The organism is Brevibacterium ihuae (genome assembly GCF_900184225.1).
GTDB classification, from domain to species: Bacteria; Actinomycetota; Actinomycetes; order Actinomycetales; family Brevibacteriaceae; genus Brevibacterium; species Brevibacterium ihuae.
Genome location: NZ_FXWZ01000003.1, coordinates 1,368,631 through 1,385,770 on the forward strand (window position 1 = coordinate 1,368,631; position 17,140 = coordinate 1,385,770).

At 72.4% G+C, this 17,140-nt stretch carries 17 protein-coding genes; 10 read left to right on the forward strand and 7 right to left on the reverse strand.

From position 1 onward, the window contains the following. Window positions 1–12 precede the first annotated feature (12 nt). Window positions 13–621: a GNAT family N-acetyltransferase gene (locus tag C1A17_RS11430; protein ID WP_101653090.1), complete on the reverse strand. Its 609-nt coding sequence runs from the start codon at window positions 619–621 to the stop codon at window positions 13–15. A gap of 110 nt (window positions 622–731) precedes the next feature. Here C1A17_RS11430 and C1A17_RS11435 point away from each other — a divergent pair, with 110 nt between their 5' ends. From C1A17_RS11435 to C1A17_RS11475, 9 genes are all read left to right on the forward strand, one after another. Continuing rightward, window positions 732–1,937 carry an ATP-binding protein gene (locus C1A17_RS11435; protein ID WP_101653091.1) on the forward strand — a complete coding sequence of 402 codons (1,206 nt, stop codon included), beginning with the start codon at window positions 732–734 and terminating at the stop codon, window positions 1,935–1,937. Window positions 1,938–2,054: 117 nt separating this feature from the next. Continuing rightward, window positions 2,055–3,350, forward strand: coding sequence for a Fic family protein (locus tag C1A17_RS11440; RefSeq protein ID WP_245873716.1), 1,296 nt, complete (start codon window positions 2,055–2,057; stop codon window positions 3,348–3,350). A gap of 112 nt (window positions 3,351–3,462) precedes the next feature. Next, window positions 3,463–4,035, forward strand: a complete 573-nt coding sequence (locus C1A17_RS11445) for an OsmC family protein (RefSeq protein ID WP_101653092.1) — start codon at window positions 3,463–3,465, stop codon at window positions 4,033–4,035. Between the two features lie 65 nt (window positions 4,036–4,100). Further along, a complete protein-coding gene (locus C1A17_RS11450; protein ID WP_101653093.1) occupies window positions 4,101–4,661 on the forward strand; it encodes an SRPBCC family protein in 561 nt (186 codons plus the stop codon). 23 nt (window positions 4,662–4,684) lie between these two features. Continuing rightward, complete coding sequence (locus C1A17_RS11455; RefSeq protein WP_101653094.1) at window positions 4,685–5,566, forward strand: DUF5926 family protein; 882 nt, start codon at window positions 4,685–4,687, stop codon at window positions 5,564–5,566. Continuing rightward, complete coding sequence (locus C1A17_RS11460; protein WP_101653095.1) at window positions 5,566–6,417, forward strand: glycosyltransferase family 2 protein; 852 nt, start codon at window positions 5,566–5,568, stop codon at window positions 6,415–6,417. The genes C1A17_RS11455 and C1A17_RS11460 overlap by 1 nt, the downstream gene beginning before the upstream one ends. Next, window positions 6,414–7,370, forward strand: coding sequence for a prephenate dehydratase (gene pheA / locus C1A17_RS11465; protein WP_101653096.1), 957 nt, complete (start codon window positions 6,414–6,416; stop codon window positions 7,368–7,370). Before C1A17_RS11460 ends, pheA begins: the two co-directional genes overlap by 4 nt. Window positions 7,371–7,629: 259 nt before the next feature. Beyond that, entirely contained in the window at window positions 7,630–7,890 is a 261-nt protein-coding gene (locus C1A17_RS11470; RefSeq protein WP_101653097.1) for a DUF6458 family protein, read from the forward strand. Window positions 7,891–8,089: 199 nt separating this feature from the next. Then, complete coding sequence (locus tag C1A17_RS11475) at window positions 8,090–8,584, forward strand: GNAT family N-acetyltransferase (protein ID WP_101653098.1); 495 nt, start codon at window positions 8,090–8,092, stop codon at window positions 8,582–8,584. Between the two features lie 40 nt (window positions 8,585–8,624). Here the strand turns inward: C1A17_RS11475 and C1A17_RS11480 are convergent, their stop codons facing one another. The 6 genes from C1A17_RS11480 to C1A17_RS11505 form a co-directional block, all read right to left on the reverse strand. Next, entirely contained in the window at window positions 8,625–9,971 is a 1,347-nt protein-coding gene (locus C1A17_RS11480) for an ArgE/DapE family deacylase (protein WP_101653669.1), read from the reverse strand. 105 nt (window positions 9,972–10,076) lie between these two features. Then, window positions 10,077–11,006: an NAD-dependent epimerase/dehydratase family protein gene (locus tag C1A17_RS11485; RefSeq protein ID WP_101653099.1), complete on the reverse strand. Its 930-nt coding sequence runs from the start codon at window positions 11,004–11,006 to the stop codon at window positions 10,077–10,079. A gap of 229 nt (window positions 11,007–11,235) precedes the next feature. Then, window positions 11,236–12,405: a cystathionine gamma-synthase gene (locus C1A17_RS11490; RefSeq protein ID WP_245873720.1), complete on the reverse strand. Its 1,170-nt coding sequence runs from the start codon at window positions 12,403–12,405 to the stop codon at window positions 11,236–11,238. After that, window positions 12,402–13,850 carry a pyridoxal-phosphate dependent enzyme gene (locus C1A17_RS11495; RefSeq protein ID WP_101653100.1) on the reverse strand — a complete coding sequence of 483 codons (1,449 nt, stop codon included), beginning with the start codon at window positions 13,848–13,850 and terminating at the stop codon, window positions 12,402–12,404. Before C1A17_RS11495 ends, C1A17_RS11490 begins: the two co-directional genes overlap by 4 nt. 226 nt (window positions 13,851–14,076) lie before the next feature. Further along, a complete protein-coding gene (locus tag C1A17_RS11500) occupies window positions 14,077–14,856 on the reverse strand; it encodes an enoyl-CoA hydratase (RefSeq protein ID WP_101653101.1) in 780 nt (259 codons plus the stop codon). A gap of 149 nt (window positions 14,857–15,005) precedes the next feature. Next, window positions 15,006–16,034 (reverse strand): YeiH family protein, encoded by a 1,029-nt coding sequence (locus C1A17_RS11505; protein WP_101653102.1) that lies wholly within the window; start codon window positions 16,032–16,034, stop codon window positions 15,006–15,008. Between the two features lie 71 nt (window positions 16,035–16,105). On the opposite strand from C1A17_RS11505, the gene C1A17_RS11510 reads away from it, so the two are divergent. Beyond that, window positions 16,106–16,996 (forward strand): LysR family transcriptional regulator, encoded by an 891-nt coding sequence (locus tag C1A17_RS11510; RefSeq protein ID WP_101653103.1) that lies wholly within the window; start codon window positions 16,106–16,108, stop codon window positions 16,994–16,996. Window positions 16,997–17,140: the final 144 nt, after the last annotated feature.

The following is a 17,140-nucleotide window of genomic DNA, read 5'->3' on the forward strand; positions in this document are numbered from 1 at the left end:
CGCGCCGGGGTCTCATGCGACCTCCTTGAAGAACCAGCAGCGGTCACCCGGGTCCGTCGCCGAGGTGGCGAGCAGCCCGTCCTCGATCCCGCTGAAGGCGAACGGGGGCTCGTCCCCGTGCTCGAGGACGACGAATCCGGCGCGGTGGACGAAGCCGGTGAGCGACTCCGGGCAGGCGCCGGTGAGCAGAGCGCGGGTGGACAGTCCGGCCTGGCCGAGGACCTGCGGGGCGAGCCCGAGCAGCACCGTGGCGATACCGCGCGAGCGGAAGCCCGGGGCGGTGGCGAGCGCGCGCACGAAGAGTGCGGTGCCGTTGTCGTAGCTCACCGCGGTGAGGACGAGAACCCCTGCGAGGGTGCCGGCGGCATCGCGGACGACGAGCCCCGTGTCCTGGGGCTCGAGGGTGAATGCGGCGGCTGCGGACGGCCGCTCGGCGGGGTCCGGTCCGGCCGGATCCGGGCCTGCGCCGTCGAGCGCGTCGCGGACGAGCGCGGCCGCCTCCTCGCGGCCCTCGTCGACGAGGAGATCGAAGGTCAGGCCGTCGTCCACGAGCGCCTGCGCCCAGCGGACGTGCCGCTTCCTCACCGCGTCATTGTGCAGTCCGGGAAAGAGAATCGCCATGCCTGCCACAGTAGCGCGGCGCTCCGCGCCCGCGTCCCGGCGCCCGCCTCGGCGGCGGTCCCCGTATGTCGCTGGGGCTAGAGCGCGCTAGAGGCCGGTACCGTGTGCCCATGGACCCGATTCGGAATCCCTATGCCCCCGGGGCCGGCCAGCGCCCGCCCGAGCTCGCCGGACGCGACACCGAGCTCGACATGTTCCAGGTCGTGCTCGAGCGGATCGCGCGCGGTCGGCCCGAGCGCTCCCTCGTCCTCACCGGTCTGCGCGGGGTCGGCAAGACCGTGCTCCTCAACAGCCTGCGCTCCTCGGCGGTGCGCTCGCGCTGGGGGACCGGCAAGATCGAGGCGCGGCCGGACTCCGAGCTGCGCCGCCCGCTGTCGGCGGCCCTCCACCAGGCGGTGCGCGAGCTCGGCATCCGCGACGAGGACTCCCGCACCCACGTCCTCGGCATCCTCAAGGCCTTCGCCCAGCGGAGCGCGGGCAAGGACGCCAAGCTCCGCGACAAGTGGCAGCCGGGCATCGACGCGCCGGCGGTGACGGGCCGGGCGGACTCGGGCGATATCGAGATCGACCTCGTCGAGCTGTTCACCGACATCGCCGGGCTCGCGCAGGACGGCGGCAAGGGGGTGGCGGTGTTCATCGACGAGATGCAGGACGTGCAGCCCGCCGACGTCTCCGCGCTGTGCGCCGCCTGCCATGAGATCTCACAGCTCGGGCTGCCGTTCGTGGTCGTCGGGGCCGGGCTGCCGCACCTGCCGGCGGTGCTCTCGGCGTCGAAGTCGTACTCCGAGCGGCTGTTCCACTACCGGCGCATCGACCGGCTCGACCGGGAGCAGGCGGACCGCGCGCTGCGCACCCCGGCGCTCGACGAGGGCGCGGACTTCACTGCCGAGGCGCTCGCCGCCCTCTACGAGGCGACCGACGGCTACCCGTACTTCGTCCAGGCCTACGGCAAGGCGGCCTGGGACGTCGCCCCGAAGTCCCCGATCACCGCCGAGGACATCACCGTCGCCGCACCCGCGGCGCAGAACGAGCTCGCCGTCGGCTTCTTCGGCTCCCGCTACGAGCGCGCCACACCGGCGGAGCGGGAGTACATGAAGGGCCTCGCCGATCTCGAGGTCCGCGAGGGCGTCGCACCGGACCCGGCCGGGGTCGCGACGAAGGACCTCGCCGAGCACCTCGGCCGCAAGCCGCAGTCCCTGTCCCCGGCCCGCGATGGCCTCATCAAGAAGGGACTCGTGTTCTCCGCCGAGCGCGGCCGCATCGCCTTCACCGTGCCCCACTTCGGGCGGTACCTGAGGTCCCAGCCGGAGCTGTGAGGCGGAGCGGAGGGGGCAGCCGTCGCGGGGGCGGACGTCCGACCGGCGCCCTTCCAGTTGTTTACTTTAAGGCGTAAACTCAACAAGCAGGGGTCGAACGTTCACTTTAGGAGCTACGTGGGAATCTGGGAGTCGGCCGAATGGGTCGCCGCTGAGACTTCGGGCATCCCGCGGCGCGACCGGAAGGCCGGGAGCTTCCGCACCTACCTTCCGGACACGCTCGTGGGCATGCCGCTCGTCCTCGGCCGCGAGGTCGACGCACGTGTGGCCGAGGCCGAACAGGCCGTGCGCCGGCTCGACCGGCGCGCGGGAGCGGACCTGGCCGGAGTCTCGCGGTACCTGCTGCGCTCGGAGGCGATTGCTTCCTCGCGCATCGAGGGGATCGCGCCGAATCCGCGGAACGTCGCGCTCGCGGAGCTCGGTCTGTCCGAGGATGTCTCGGGGATCAGCGAGCAGGCGCAGCTCGTCGCGAACAATATGACGATCGTGAAGTCCGCGACCACGGCTCTCGTCGCCGCACCGACGGTGCAGATCGACGACGTGGTCAGCCTGCAGCGCGCGCTGCTCCCGGATGCACACCGGATGCACGGGGTGCGGACGCGCCAGAACTGGATCGGCGGGTCGGGCCGTCACCCGCTCGACGCCGACTTCGTGCCCCCTGCGCCGCAGCGCGTGCACGGGCTGCTCGACGACTGGATCACCTACCTCAACGGGGCGGCTCACTCCCCGGTCATCCAGGCGGCGCTCGTCCATGCGCAGTTCGAGACGATCCATCCCTTCGCCGACGGCAACGGTCGAGTGGGACGTGCTCTCATCCACACGGTGCTCGCCCGGCGCGGACTGACCTCCGGGGCAGTGCTGCCGGTCAGCCTCGTGCTGTCGACGCTCAGCGGAGAGTACGTCGCTGGGCTCACCGCCTACCGCCATGCCGGTGCACCCGGTTCCTCCGACGCCATCGACGCCGTGGAGCGGTGGATCACCACCTTCGCCGACGCGGTGATCGAAGCGAGCATCCAGGCTCTGAGCTTCGCCGAGGACCTCGACGAGCTGCGCGGACAGTGGAACGAGCGCCTGGACGGGCACCGCCGGCGTGAAGGCAGGACTCGCCGACTGCGCAGCGATTCGGCCGTGACTCTCGTGCTCCGGGACCTCCCGGGATCGCCGGTGCTCACGCCGGCGACCGTGCAGCGGATCCATGACGTGACCGCGGCAGCCGCGGTCAAGGCGCTCGACGAACTCGAGGCCGCTGGAATCCTCGAGACCCGATCGATCGGCAAGCGTCGACGCGCATACATCGCCTCAGAAGTCCTCGATCTCGTGGCGGCCACCGAGCGGCGGTTGGCGAGCACTCGATTCGACACCCGGCTGGGCCCACCGGTGCGTCCGGTCCCGGTCGGACAGCCCACACCCTGAAGCACGCCCCGCCGGCAGCGGCCGTGCCCGGACATGACATCCGGTGACGCCGGATTACGGGAGAAGACGGGACTCCGACCCCGCCCGCGCCTCGGCGGCGAGAATCGACACCATGACGACAACAGCACCGGCCGCCCAGACGGCCCACCCGACCACCGTCCCCACGACCTCCGCCGCCGAGCGGGCCGAGCGCCTGACCCGCGCCGGGCAGGAGTGGGGCGAGCGCATCGCCGCCGACCGCACGAGCGCCCACCTCACCAGTCGCGCGACCGCAGCCGGCGTCGGCACCGTCGCGACCACCGTGCGCGCCGGCCGGCACGCGTTCATCGTCGACGAACCCGCGGCCCTCGCCGGAGACGACGCCGGGCCGAGCCCGGTCGACTACGTGCTCGGCGCGCTCGCCGGCTGCCAGGTCGTGGTCTACCGGCTCTACGCTCAGACTCTCGGCATCCCGTTCGACGAGATCGCCGTCACCGCCGAGGCCGACCTCGATGCCGCCCGCCTGCTCGGTGCCGACGACTCGGTGCGCCCGGGCTTCTCCGAGGTCCGCATCCACATCACCCTCAACGGTGAGGAGACCCAGGAGCGCTACGAGGAGCTGCGCGCCGCCGTCGACGCCAACTGCCCCGTCCTCGACATCATCGAGAACCCGGTGCCGGTGCGCACGACCGTCACCCGCGGCTGAGGGGGCGCGGGTCCCGGACGGCCCGTCCCGGTACGCTGGCGGTGTCATCGAAGGGAAGGCCCATCATGATCACCGACACCACCCGGACCCGCGTCGCCGAGGCGATCGACGGGCTCCCGCTGCGCACCGAGCTGATCACGGCCGGAGACCGCACCGGTCCGGCGTTCGCGCTCGCCCAGACCCTCGAGCTCACCGCCTCCCCGGCCGAGGTGTGGGCCCACCTCACCGACCCCGCGCTCCTCGCGCAGTGGTCGCCGATCGTGCCGGACCGACCGCTCGACTCCGTGGGCCCCGCAGCCTCCCGTGAGAACCCCGGTGACGACCCCGTCGACGCGACCGTCATCACCGCCGAGGCGCCCCGCCACCTCTCCCATCGCTGGGGTCCCGGCCTCGTCACCTGGACGATCGTCGAGCGCCCGGACGGGTGCACGCTCGGCATCGGACAGGACTTCGCCTCCGACGCCGAGGCGGCGATGACCGCCGAGGGCTGGCACGTGTGCTTCGCCGTGCTGAGCCTGCGGCTGCGCGGCATCGACGTCGAGCGGGTCGTCGGGACGGACGCGATGGCAGTCGGCTGGGAGGACCTCTCCGCGCAGTACTCCGACGGGTCGCCGCGGTCGGACTGACCCGCCCCAGTAGACTGCACCTCATGGGTAAGAAGTCCAAGAAGTCCAAGGAAGAACTCATCGCCAAGCGGCTCGCCAAGGCGCAGGCCGGCGCCTTCGTCCAGCGCCCCTTCGAGGGGCTGCCGTTCGAGGCCGACCTCGTGTGCCTGCGCGAGCTCGTGCCCGCCGCGACGGCGACCGCGAAGCTCACCGAGGAGTACGGCGGCGACGAGATCACGTTCGCCTCGCTCCTCCCGGCGGCCTGGCAGGCGCTCCACCGCGCCGACGGCGTGATCATGGCCGGCCTCCAGGTCCCGTTCTCCTCCCCGGACCCCTCGCGCGACATCGCCGCTTCGGTCCTCGCGGTCAAGGAGCGCGAGCCCGGCGCCTACGCCGAGGCCGACTCGAACCCGGGCGAGGGTCCGCGCCTCCAGGACATCCTCGACACCTCCGTCCCGTTCTCCGTGAGCGTGAGCGAGACCTTCGACTACTGGCTGCCGGAGGACACCGCGCAGCAGGACGAGGACATCGCCGCCGCCCTCGAGCAGGCGAACGAGAACATCAGCCCGACGGAGAAGCTCGTCTCCGCCGATGCCGCGTACTGGACCGAGATGGGCGGGCGGATCTACGTCCGCTGGGCCCGCACGGACGGCGAGGACACCGTGATGAACGGCCTCGCCCGCCTCCACGCGCGCGGCGACAACACGCTCGGCGGGATCGGCAAGTACCTCGGCTGCTTCCGCGCCCACGGCATCGTGATCCCGGTGTGGGAGCTGCCCGACGGCACCCAGCCCGACGAGGTCGAGGAGCCGCTCGCGGCGTTCGACACGCAGCTCACCGAGGCCATGGCGGAGACGGGGAACCTCGACTTCGAGGAGCGGCGGGCGAAGGCCGGCGTCGTCTCCCGCCAGCTCACCATCCGCTGATGACCGGCGCACACCCGGAGCCCGGAGCGCCCGTGCCCGCGGCGCCCGTCGCGGTCGCCGCGATCATCCCGGCCAAGGACGAGGCGCGGCGCATCGCCGCCACGGTGGCCTCCGCGCGGCGGATCCCCGGCGTCGACCTCGTGCTCGTCGTCGACGACGGCTCCGGTGACGACACCGCCGCGCTCGCCGCGGAGGCGGGCGCCCGGGTCGTCTCCCACCGGAAGAACCGCGGCAAGGCGGCGGCGATGATGACCGGCGCGTTCGCGGTGCGCAATCGCGAGATCTCCGGACTGGCTCCCGGCGAGAAGGTGCGGCACCGCGCCCTGCTGTTCATCGACGGCGACCTCGAGGACTCGGCGGCGAACACCGCGCCGCTCACCGCTCCGGTGCTCGCCGGTCGAGCGGACATGACGATCGCGATCCTGCCCCCGCAGAAGCGCGTCGGAGGCGGATTCGGATTCGTCGTCGGGCTGGCGAAGAGGGGGATCCGCGAACTCGCCGGATTCGAGGCGACCCAGCCGCTGTCCGGCATGCGCTGCCTCACCCGCGAAGCATTCGACGCCGCCCTGCCGTTCGCCGCCGGCTGGGGTGTCGAGACCGGGATGACGATCGACGTCATCAACGCCGGCCTGCGCGTCGAGGAGGTCGAGTGCGACCTCCACCACCGCGTCACCGGCAAGGATCTCAAGGCCCAGCTCCACCGCGCCGCCCAGTACCGCGATGTCGCCCGGGCGCTCCTCGTCCGCCGGCTGCGGAAGCGGAGCCGGGGCGCGACAGCGCCGGCAGCGGGTCCCGGTACCCCGGCAGCCGGTCCCGGCTCCGCGGTCGACGAGGACGGTGCCCGGTCATGACGACGTTCGGCTACCTCGGCCCGGAGGCGACCTTCACCGAGGCCGCGCTCATCCAGCTCCTCGCCGCGCGCGGCATCACCGACGCCACCCGGGTGCCCATGCACAACGCCGAGGCGGCGCTCTCCGGGCTCGCGCGCGGGGAGCTCGACGGCGCGGTCGTGCCGATCGAGAACTCGCTCGAGGGCGGGGTGCCGGCCACCCTCGATGCGCTCACCCGCAACGGGCACCTGCAGATCGTCGCGGAGACGCTCGTGCAGGTGACCTTCGTCCTCGCGGTGCGCCCGGGCACGACGCTCGACGAGGTGCGCAGCTTCTCCACCCATCCCCACGGCGAGGCGCAGACCCGCGCGTGGATCAGCGAGCACCTCGGCGGCGCACACTATCTGCCGGCGTCGTCCACGGCCGCCGCGGCCCGCGACCTCGCCGCCGGCGACGTCGAGTACCAGGCGGCGATCTGCCCGGCGCTCGCCGCCGAGAGGTACGGCCTCGAGGTGCTCGCCGAGGACATCGGCGACCGGGACGACGCGATCACCCGCTTCGTCCTCGTGCGCACCCCGGCCGACCTGCCCGCGCCCACGGGGTCGGACAAGACGACGATCGTCGCGGTGCTGTCGAGCGACCGCGCCGGTGCGCTCCTCGAGCTCCTCGAGCAGTTCGCCGCGCGCGGGGTCAACATGTCGCGGATCGAATCGCGTCCCACCGGGGACGGGCTGGGCCTCTACCAGTTCTCGATCGACCTCCAGGGGCACATCGCGGAGGCGCGGATGGCCGAGGCGCTCATGGGCGTCCACCGGGTCGCGCGCCGGATGCAGTTCCTCGGGTCGTACCCCGCAGCCGCCGGGGACACGGTGATCGTCGACCCGCGCACCACGGACACCGCGTTCGACGAGGCCCGCGCCTGGCTCGACGACATCCGCACCCCACCCCAGACCTCAATTTCCAAAGGTTCCTGAGAGCCGATCCGCAGTTCTTCGCAATCTCACGGGCCGTCTCCGCGAGCGGAAGCGATGTCTGCGGCTCCTCGGTCCGCGGCCGCCGGTCCGCCTGCTCACCGCCGTGTCTGTTGTCAGGCGGCCCGGCGTCGCGGATACTGTGGAGGCGTACTACACCGTAAGGCGCATTGTCCCCGCCGGGGACGGTCGAACCAACCAGGGCGCTGCCCGGGAGGATCGAGGTCCAGCCTCTGCGGTGCACCCAGTTCAGGAGACAGTCATGGGATTCGGAGTCGGAGTCTTCCTCATCCTCGTCGGAGCCATCCTCGCGTTCGCCGTGCAGGACGCCTGGAGCGTCATGGACCTCACCATGGTCGGCTACATCTGCATCGGCGTGGGCATCCTCGCCCTCATCCTCGGGTTCGTCACCCTCGCTTCGCGGCGCCGCCGGTCCGAGGTGACCTACCGCGAGACGTCGGCCGCGCCGCACGGCCGCGGCGGGAACGTCGAGCGCACCGAGCGCTACAACGACGGCCTCTGACGCACCGCTGCGCGCAGCGTCCCGCGATCCGCTCGCGGAGCTGCCGCACGTCCGGCCCGGTCGACCGCACCTCGGTGGCCGGGCCGGTGCGATCCCCGATGTGATCACGGTGCCAGCGCCGCCGCCCGCGCGGCATCGCACCGAGCTCGCGTCCCCTACCCGCTCTCTCCCCGCTCCGACCCGACCCGAAGGACCACCCATGACCGCAGTCGTCGTCCGCCCCGCCGAACCCGCCGACGTCGAGGAGATCCACGCCCTCGTCGTCGAGCTCGCGATCTACGAGAAGGAGCCCGCGGAGACGGTCAAACTCACCGCGGACACGCTGCGCGAACAGCTGTTCGGCGCGCGTCCGGCGATCTTCGCCCACGTCGCCGAGGCGCCCGCCGGCTCGGGGCGGCGGATCGACGGCTTCGCGCTGTGGTTCCTCAACTACTCGACCTGGGAGGGCGTCCACGGGATCTACCTCGAGGACCTCTTCGTGCGGCCCGAGGCGCGCGGCGGCGGACTCGGCAAGGCCCTGCTCCAGCAGCTCGCCCGCACTGCGGTGGAGCGCGGCTACGCCCGCGTCGAATGGTCGGTGCTCAAGTGGAACGCTCCCTCGATCGCCTTCTACCGCAGCGTCGGGGCGTTCCCGCAGGAGGAATGGGACACCTTCCGCCTCACCGGGGAGGCGCTGGCGGAGTTCGGTCGCTGACGGCGTCCCGGGCCTCGCCGGTTCCGCGACCGGGGGTGGTTCAGGCCCCCTCGGCGCGCTCCTCGATACCGCACCATTCGGCGATGAAGAGCGCGATCGATCCGGTGATCCGCCGCACCGACTCGAGGTCGACGCATTCGTCGTTGCCGTGGATCGCTCGGGAGATCGGGCCGTACACCAGGGTGGGAATGTCGGCGTACTGGACGAACACCCGCCCGTCGAGGTACCCGGGGGTGGTGAACGACTCGAGCTCCGCCCCGAACGCGGCGCGGTGCGCGCGCTCGAGCACCGCCTCGGCGTCCGATCCCTCCTCGAGCACGTAGCCCTCGGCGTAGAAGCCGGTCCGGGTCGCAGCGGCGGTGATCGGATTCCCGTTCGCGTCCGCGGTGATCGCGGCGAGCGCCTCGGTGATGGCCGCCCAGCCGGCATCCGCGCTGGTGCCGGGATAGAGCGCGCACCGGAGGTCGACCTCGCACCAGGCGGGCACGCTCGAACCCCAGTCGCCGCCGCGGATCATCCCGACGTTGAGGTTGATCGGGTGGTCGAGGTCCTCGAAGTGGCGGTGCTGCGCCTTCTCCGCGTTCCACCGGTCCTCGAGGGCGCGAAGCTCGCCGACGACGAAGTAGGCGGCATCGATCGCGTTGAACCCGGTGGCCATCTCGCGCACGTGCGTGGGACGCCCGGTCACGCGGACGCGGAACCAGATGACGCCGACGTTCGCGCGGACGAGCATGTCCTCCTCGGGCTCGGGGATGACCACGGCCTCGGCGGTGTATCCGCGCATGAGCGCGGACAGGGAGCCGTTGCCGGTGCACTCCTCCTCGGCGACGGACTCGACGTGGATCCGGCCGCATGGGGCGAACCCGGCCTCGCGGATCGCGTCGAGCGCGAAGAGGTTCGCCGCGAGGCCGGCCTTCATGTCTCCGCTGCCGCGGCCGTACAACCAGCCGTCGCGGACCTCCGCATCCCAAGGGGAGCGCGACCACTGGTCCTCGGGTCCCTCGGGGACGACGTCGATGTGGCCGTTGAGGATGAGCGATCGCCCGCTCTCGGTCACCGGACGATACGTGCCCACGACGTTCTCCACGTCGTCGTAGGGCACCTCGACGAATCCGGCACCCGGATGCGCGAAGAGCTCCACCGGGTCGAGCGCCCACCGGTCGATCTCGAGACCGCGCTCCGCCATGGCGCGTTCCATGAGGTCCTGGGCGGAACGTTCCGCCGTGCGCCGGGACGGGTGCCGGACGAGCTCCTGGATGAACCGGACCTCGTCGTCGAAGCGGGCGTCGACGGCGCGCAGGATCCGGGAGCGCGTCTCCTCGCTCAGCGTCGCGCCGGCCGTTCCGCCGCCGGCTGGGCCTGCTCCCGAGCGTTCGTCGGAGTCCATGCCCGTGCGCGCGTTCGCGCCGGGATTCGGGGTCTGCTGCTCGTCCATGGCGGATTCCCTTCGCTGAGTGTCCCGGGCGTCGCCGGTTCGGCGCCCGGGGGCGGATCAGGCGCGGCGCGGTGCCAGGTGCTGCACCCCGGTGCAGCCGAGCTGCTGCTCGAGGCGGGTGAGGTCGTAGGTGCGCTCGTGGATGACCTGCCGGATCGTGGTGCGGGTGATCGGGGGCCGGGTGCCCTTCTTGCGCGCCCGCCGTTCGGCATACCAGGCCCGGGCCATCGCGAGGTCCGCGGGCACCTCGTCGAGGACGACCCGCTCCTCGCCTGCGCGCGCCAGGTAGGTGAGGAGCGCCTCCTTGAGGACATAGGGCTTGGGGTCGCCGACGTTGATCGGGCCGGAGACATCCGGCCGGGCGATCCCGGCGAGCACGGCCTCGACGAGGGTGTCGATGTGGGTGAGGGTGATCCGCTTGCGCCCGCCGCCGGGGATCCGCAGCTGGCCGCCCTCGATGATCGCCCGCAGGCGGGGGAACAGGGTGGTGTCCCCCGGGCCGTAGACCACGGAGGGTCGGAGGACGAGGGTCTGCGGGCGCACCCGCTGGATGACGGTCTCCGCGAGCGCCTTGGAGAGCTCCGGGCCCGAGGGGTAGCGCGCCTCGGCGACGGGGCCGGCCTCCTCGTAGAGGCGGTCGTGGTCCCGCTGCGGATCGTAGACCTCGGTCGAGGAGAGATGGATGATGCGCTGACCGGGGAAGGCGTCGAGGACGTGCCGTGTCCCGATGACGTTGACCGCGTGGAGCTCATCCGCGTCCGCCCAGTCGTCGACGATCCCGGCGCAGTGGATCACCGTCTCGAGGTACGGCAGCGCGCGGAGCACCTCCGGGCCGGCGGCCTCACGGACATCCCAGGTCACGTGCGCCAGGCCCGGAATCCCGGGGTCGGTGCGGCCCAGGCTGACGACGCGCCGGCCCTCGTCCAGCAGCCGCTGGACGACGGCGCGCCCGATGAACCCCGATGCTCCGGTGACGACGATCGACATGCACTCCCCTTCTTCACTCCCAGGCTAATCGGCTCGGGCTGCCGGGCAGGGCATTGGCCGGTGTGTCCGTGGCAGCGCGCGCCCGGCGGCCGAGGACAGCGCTCGTGGACCACGCCCCGCGGCCGCGGACCGCGCGCCCGGCGGCTGAGGACCGCGCTGGACGACCGCGCGTGAGATTGCGAAGAAGTGCGGATCGGCTCTCAGGAACCTTCGGAAATTGCTGTTCGGGTCAGATGCGGTCGAGGGCGCGGGTGAGGTCGGCGATGAGGTCCTCGGCGTCCTCGATCCCCACGGACAGGCGCACGAGGTTCTCCGGCACCTCGAGGTCGGTGCCCTGGACCGAGGCGTGGGTCATGTCGTACGGGTACTCGATGAGCGATTCGATGCCGCCGAGCGACTCCGCGAGCGTGAACACCTCGGTGTGAGCGACGAGGTCCCGGGCTGCCGCGCGCCCGCCGCTCACCTGGATCGACATCATCCCGCCGAACAGGCCCTCGCGCATCTGCCCGGCGGCGACCGCGTGGCCGGGATGCGATTCGAGGCCGGGGTAGAGGATCCGCTCGATCTTCGGGTGGCCCGTGAGCGCCTCGACGAGAGCCGCGGCGTTCGCGCTGTGCTGCTTGACCCGGACCGCGAGCGTCTTGATCCCGCGCATGGTCAGCCACGCGTCGAACGGGCTCGACACCGCTCCGGCGGCGTTCTGCATGTAGCCGATCGCCTCCGCGTGGGAGTCGTCGGCGAGCACGAGCGCACCGCCCACGACGTCGGAGTGGCCGCCGAGGTACTTCGTCACCGAGTGCACGACGATGTCCGCCCCGAGGGCGATCGGGTTCTGCAGGTAGGGGGTGGCGAAGGTGTTGTCGACGACGAGGATCGCCCCGGCCTCGTGGGCCAGGCGCGCGGTCTCGCGGATGTCGACGACGTTGAGGAGCGGATTCGTGGGCGTCTCCACCCAGACGACCTTCGGACGGTGCGCGGCGATCGCCGCGGCGGCGGTGCCCGCATCGGTGAGGTCGACCGCGAAGTGCTTGACGCCCCATTGGCCGAACACCGCGTTGATGAGCCGGAAGGTGCCGCCGTAGGCGTCGTTGCCGAGCAGGATGGTGTCGCCGGGCGCGGTGAGCGCGCGGAGCAGCGCGTCCTCGGCGGCGAGGCCCGAGGCGAAGGAGAAGGCCCGGCTGCCGCCCTCGATCGCGGCGAGCTGCGCTTGGAGAGCATCGCGGGTGGGGTTGGCGCTGCGGGAGTACTCGTAGCCGCTGCGGAATCCGCCCACCCCGTCCTGCTTGTAGGTCGAGCTCATGTGAAGGGGCGGGATCACCGCACCGGTGCGCGGGTCCGGGTCCTGCCCGGCGTGGATGGCCTTGGTGGAGAAGGAGTCGACGATCGGGTTCTCGGTCACTGGAAGTCCTTTCGGTCGGCGGCCCAGCGGGCGAAGGCGGTGCGGTCGATGAGGGCGATAGGTCGCCCGGAGTCGTAGACGAGGGCGGCGGGCGCGGTGCGGAGCTTCTCGCGCAGCGTCGCGGCCTCCTGGCGGGTGCCGACCTTCGGCAGCTCGATGAGCGAGTCGGTCAGGGTCCCGACCTCCGTCCGGCCGTCGACCGGCGCGTCGCCGAGGAGCAGGGAGGTGAGCGCGGTGCGCTCGAGGGCGCCGTAGATGTTGAATTCGGTGGCGGCGTCCGGGTCCGCGACGAGGAGCACATCTCCGGAGAGCTCGGCCACCGCGCGGGAAAGCGGGGTGTCCGGTCCGGTGCAGGCGTACTCACCCGGCGTGAGCCCGAGGTCGGAGACGACGTCCGCGACGGCGGTGCCGCTCGCCCGGCCCGCATCGCGGGTGTCCTCGACCTCACCGCCGCTCGGGACGACGTCGCCGCCGGTTCGGGCGGCGGTGGCGAAGCCGTGCTCGTCCATCCACTCGTCGTTGAAGATCTTGTCGATGTAGCCGCGGCCGGAGTCCGGGAGCACGACGACGACGACGGCGTCCTCGTCGAGGTCGCGGGCGACCTCGAGCGCGGCGACGACCGCCATGCCCGACGAGCCGCCGACGAGCAGCCCCTCCTCGACGGCGAGCCTGCGCGTCATCTCGAAGGAGGCGGCGTCGTCGACGGTGACGAAGCCGTCCGGCACGGACGGGTCGTAGGTGTCGGGGATCATGTCCTCGCCGACGCCCTCGACGTAGTAGCCGTGGAGCTGCGCGGAGTGGTCGGCGTAGATCGAGCCCGCGGGGTCGGCGGCGATGACGCGCACGCGGCCGTCGGACGCCTCGTGGAGGTAGCGGCCGGTGCCGGTGATCGTGCCGCCGGTGCCCGGCCCCATGACGACGTGGCTGACCCTGCCCTCGGTGTCGTTCCAGATCTCGGGTCCGGTCGTCCGGTAGTGGGCGGCGGGCCCGGCCTGGTTGGAGAACTGGTCGGGCTTGAAGGCGCCCGCGCGCTCGCGGGTGAGGCGATCGGAGACGCCGTAGTAGGACTCGGGGGAGTCGGGGGCGACGTTGGTCTTCGTGACGACGACCTCGGCGCCGTAGGCCGACAGCAGGTCCCGCTTGCCCTTGCCGACCTTGTCCGGGGTGACGAACACCGCGTCGTACCCGCGGATCGCGGCGACCATCGCCAGTCCCACGCCGGTGTTGCCCGAGGTGGGCTCGACGATCGTGCCGCCCGGGCGGAGCTGTCCGGAGGCCTCGGCGTCGGCGATGAGGCTCACCGCGATCCGGTCCTTGATCGAGCCGCCGGGGTTCATGTACTCGAGCTTCGCGAGCACGGTGGCCCGGATGCCGCGGGTGACCGAGTTGAGGCGGACGAGCGGGGTGCTGCCGACGAGATCGAGAACGGAGTCTGCGTACTTCACTGGGATCCTGACGCTGGTGGCGGAAGGGCTGCGGCCGGGGTGCTCGCGCGGAGTCCGCCGCGGCCGGGATGCTCCGATCCTAGGACAGGGCGGAGCGCCGCGTCACACGGTCTCACTCCTGCACGGAGTGCCGCGTCGCACGGTCGCGTGCGCACGGTGGTGTGCGCGGGCGACGAGGCGCGGGGCCGCGCAGGTGCTCAGGAGCGGTGCCGGCGTGCACCGGTCATCAGGACCGGCCGCGCCACTGCGGTTCGCGCTTGGTGAGGAAGGCGTCGATGCCTTCGCGCGCGTCCGGCATCACCGCATTGTCGGCCATCACCCGGCTCATCCGGGAGTAGGCGTCCGAGGTCGACAGGTGGATCTGCTCGTAGAACGCCCGCTTGCCGATCGCGACCGTCGCCGAGGACGCCTGCGCGACGCGGGCCGCGAGCGCGGCGGCCGCGTCCTCGAGCTCGCCGGGGGCGGCGACGTCGGACACGAGGCCGCGGGCGAGCGCCTCCTCCGCGGACAGCATGTCCCCGGTGAGGAGCATGCGCAGGGCGGTCTTGCGGTCGACGGCGCGGCTGAGCGCGACCATCGGGGTCGAGCAGAACAGCCCGATGCGCACGCCGGGGGTGCCGAAGCGCGCCTCGCTCGAGGCGACCGCGAGGTCGCAGGTCGCGACGAGCTGGCAGCCGGCTGCGGTGGCGACCCCCTGGACCCGGGCGATGACCGGCTGCGGGATCTCCTGGATGAGGAGCATGAGCTCGGAGCAGGTCTCGAAGATCTCCTGCTGCTCGGGGTGCTCGGCGCAGCCGACCTCCTTGAGGTCGTGGCCGGAGGAGAACACGTGCCCGGCTGCGGCGAGCACGATCGCGTGGACGTCGGTGCGCTCGCCGAGCGCCCGGAACGTGTCGATGAGGGAGCGCATGAGCTCGAGGGAGAGCGCATTGCGGGTGGCGGGGTGGTTGAGGGTGACTGTGGCTACGGTGTCCTCGACGCTGAGGAGGACGATCTCTTCGCTCATGGATCCAGTGTGCCCGATGGCACGGACGCCGTCAGCGGTCCGCCGCCATACTGCGTCCGGATGGAAGGCGGTGCGGTACCCGTGCAGGAGTCCGCACTGCCGCGCTCCGGAAGTCGCGCAGCACTGCCCGACAGGCCGCGCTGCCCCGCTCAGGAGGCGAGGAGCACCCCGCTCAGCCCGGTGGCGGCGACGGCGAAGGTCGAGATCGCGGCGAGCGCGAACGGCCGGGCGCCCACCCGGCGGAGGAGCGACAGCCGGACTCCGGCGCCGAGCGCGAACATCGCGGCCGCGAGGAGCGCCGACTGCACGAGTCCCGCGGCATCGACGACCGCGGCGGGCACGATCCCGGTGGAGCGGAGCGCGACCATCGCGACGAATCCGGCGACGAACAGCGGGACGAGGGGCGGCAGGGTCGCGGCCTCGCCGTCCGCGCGCGAGCGGAGGGTGCGGCGGCGATGGGCGGAGACGAGGAGCACCACCGGCGCGAGGAGCAGGACGCGGGCGAGCTTGACGAGCACGGCCGCGCTCAGGGCCGCCGCGCCCAGGGTGCCGCCGATCGCGACGACCTGGGCGACCTCGTGCACCGCGGCGCCGGCCCACAGTCCGGTGACATCCGCATCGAGGCCGAGGGCGGCCGCTGCGAGCGGGAGCGCGGGGATCATGAGCGTGCCGAAGACGACGACGAGCGCGACTGCGGTGACGACCTCCTCCTCGTCCTCGGTGCGCACGACGCCGTCCACCGCGGCCACCGCGGCCGCCCCGCAGATCGAGAACCCCGAGGCGATGAGCAGCGTCTGCGTCCCCGACAGCCCGAGGAGCCGGCCGGCGAGCAGCGTGACTGCGAATCCCACGGCGACGACCGCGACGACGGTGACGATGATCCCGGCGCCGAGACCGAGGATGTCGCCGAGCACGAGCTGGAGCCCGAGCAGCACGATGCCCGCCCGGAGCAGGCGCTTGGCGGCGAAGGCGAGCCCGGGCTCGACCTGCTCGGGAAGGGGGAGAAGATTGCGGGTGAGGATCCCGAGGACGATCGCGATGAGCAGGACGCTCACCGTCGGCAGGAGGGCGGCGATCCCGAGCGCCGCGAGGACCCCGACGGCGGCGAGCCCCAGACCGGGGACGACGCGACGGGTCGCTCCGGCGTGGGAGTGCGGGGCCTGGGCGATCGAGGGCATGCGTTCCAGCCTCTCTGAGTCCGGAGGCCGCCGGTAGACCCGATTCCCGCATCCGGGCATATCCTGGTGATATGACGATGCGCTGGCCGGACCTTGCGGTCCTCGAGCTCCTCACCGCGATCGGTGAGCACGGGAGCCTGGGTGCCGGCGCCCGTGCGGTCGGGATGGCCCAGCCCAATGCGAGTCGCGCGATCCGGGCGCTCGAGCGCCGGATCGGCGTCGATCTGCTCGTGCGTCGGCCGGGCGGTTCCCGACTGAGCGAGGAAGGCGCGGTCGTCGTCGACTGGGCCCGCGGCGTGCTCTCCGCCGGCCGCGAGTTCGTCTCCGTCACCCAGGCGCTGTCGGCCGAGCGCGCCGCCCACCTCGACCTCGCGGCGAGTATGACCGTCGCCGAGCACCTCGTGCCCGGGTGGCTCGCCGAGCTGCGCCGCGGGCACCCCGAGGCCGAGGTGCGCCTCCGGGTCCACAACTCCTCCCACGTGTTCGAGCTCGTCGCCTCCGGGAGCTGCGAACTGGGATTCGTCGAAACCCCGCACGCGCATCCGGAGCTCCGCACCCGCGTCGTGGCCCGGGACCGGCTCGTGGTCGTCGTGCCACCCGCCCACCCGTGGGCCGAGCGCACCGCTGGCCTCACCCCGGCGGAGCTCGCGGCCACGCCGCTCGTCGTCCGCGAGCCGGGATCGGGCACGCGCGTCACGCTCGACGAGGCGCTCGCCGCCCACGATCCGGTGCCGCCGGCGCTCGAGTCGGGCAGCAACGCCGCCGTGCTCGCGAGCGTCACGGCCGGGGCGGGACCCGCGGTGCTGAGCGAGCTCGTGATCTCCGGACCGCTCCGGCGCGACGATCTCATCGCGATCCCGGTGGTCGGCCTCGACCTCGGCCGCGAGATCCGCGCGGTGTGGCGCGGGCCGCGCCCCACCCCGCTCGCCGAGGCGCTCATCGAGGTCGCCCGGGCGACCTGAGGCAACCGGACAGGAGACGGAAGCGGTCCGGTCCCGGGCCACCCGCACCTCCCGGAGCTGCCACGATCTGCCCACCCGGGCGGCCGGTGCCCGACATCCGGCCGCCGCGCACCGAATTTCCGTCCGGATACAGACTTGAGCGGA

Excerpts from the sequence above, each read along its gene's own strand:
- C1A17_RS11430 (WP_101653090.1), bottom strand. The coding sequence starts at position 621 with ATGGCGATTCTCTTTCCCGGACTGCACAATGACGCGGTGAGGAAGCGG.
- C1A17_RS11435 (WP_101653091.1), top strand. The coding sequence starts at position 732 with ATGGACCCGATTCGGAATCCCTATGCCCCCGGGGCCGGCCAGCGCCCG.
- C1A17_RS11445 (WP_101653092.1), top strand. The coding sequence starts at position 3,463 with ATGACGACAACAGCACCGGCCGCCCAGACGGCCCACCCGACCACCGTC.
- C1A17_RS11450 (WP_101653093.1), top strand. The coding sequence starts at position 4,101 with ATGATCACCGACACCACCCGGACCCGCGTCGCCGAGGCGATCGACGGG.
- C1A17_RS11455 (WP_101653094.1), top strand. The coding sequence starts at position 4,685 with ATGGGTAAGAAGTCCAAGAAGTCCAAGGAAGAACTCATCGCCAAGCGG.
- C1A17_RS11460 (WP_101653095.1), top strand. The coding sequence starts at position 5,566 with ATGACCGGCGCACACCCGGAGCCCGGAGCGCCCGTGCCCGCGGCGCCC.
- pheA (WP_101653096.1), top strand. The coding sequence starts at position 6,414 with ATGACGACGTTCGGCTACCTCGGCCCGGAGGCGACCTTCACCGAGGCC.
- C1A17_RS11470 (WP_101653097.1), top strand. The coding sequence starts at position 7,630 with ATGGGATTCGGAGTCGGAGTCTTCCTCATCCTCGTCGGAGCCATCCTC.
- C1A17_RS11475 (WP_101653098.1), top strand. The coding sequence starts at position 8,090 with ATGACCGCAGTCGTCGTCCGCCCCGCCGAACCCGCCGACGTCGAGGAG.
- C1A17_RS11480 (WP_101653669.1), bottom strand. The coding sequence starts at position 9,971 with ATGGACTCCGACGAACGCTCGGGAGCAGGCCCAGCCGGCGGCGGAACG.
- C1A17_RS11485 (WP_101653099.1), bottom strand. The coding sequence starts at position 11,006 with ATGTCGATCGTCGTCACCGGAGCATCGGGGTTCATCGGGCGCGCCGTC.
- C1A17_RS11500 (WP_101653101.1), bottom strand. The coding sequence starts at position 14,856 with ATGAGCGAAGAGATCGTCCTCCTCAGCGTCGAGGACACCGTAGCCACA.
- C1A17_RS11505 (WP_101653102.1), bottom strand. The coding sequence starts at position 16,034 with ATGCCCTCGATCGCCCAGGCCCCGCACTCCCACGCCGGAGCGACCCGT.
- C1A17_RS11510 (WP_101653103.1), top strand. The coding sequence starts at position 16,106 with ATGACGATGCGCTGGCCGGACCTTGCGGTCCTCGAGCTCCTCACCGCG.